A 340-nucleotide genomic window follows, 5' to 3' on the forward strand; every position below is an offset into this window, starting at 1 on the left:
ATCAGGGGGATTTAGTTGCCATCGTTGGAAAAAGTGGCAGTGGCAAGTCGACCTTGTTAAATTTATTAGGTTTGATAGATGGGGAATATAGCGGACGGTATGAGATTTTTGGTCAGACAAATCTAGCGGTTAATTCTGCCAAGTCACAAACAATAATCCGTGAACATATCTCTTATCTGTTTCAAAATTTTGCCCTGATTGATGATGAAACGGTCGAGTACAATCTCATGCTGGCGCTGAAATATGTGAAATTGTCTAAGAAAGACAAGCTCAAAAAGGTGGAAGAGATTTTAGAGAGAGTAGGTTTGCCAGCTACTTTGCATCAAAAGGTCTCCGAGTT

Annotated in this window: 1 protein-coding gene; it reads left to right on the forward strand. The window is 40.0% G+C overall.

Translation table 11 applies throughout. The features are described from left to right. On the forward strand, positions 1 to 340 hold a 340-nt coding region (locus tag SMIDD26_RS10970; RefSeq protein WP_134990321.1), incomplete at both ends, for an ATP-binding cassette domain-containing protein.

Source organism: Streptococcus mitis (assembly GCF_001579035.1).
GTDB classification, from domain to species: domain Bacteria; phylum Bacillota; class Bacilli; order Lactobacillales; family Streptococcaceae; genus Streptococcus; species Streptococcus mitis_J.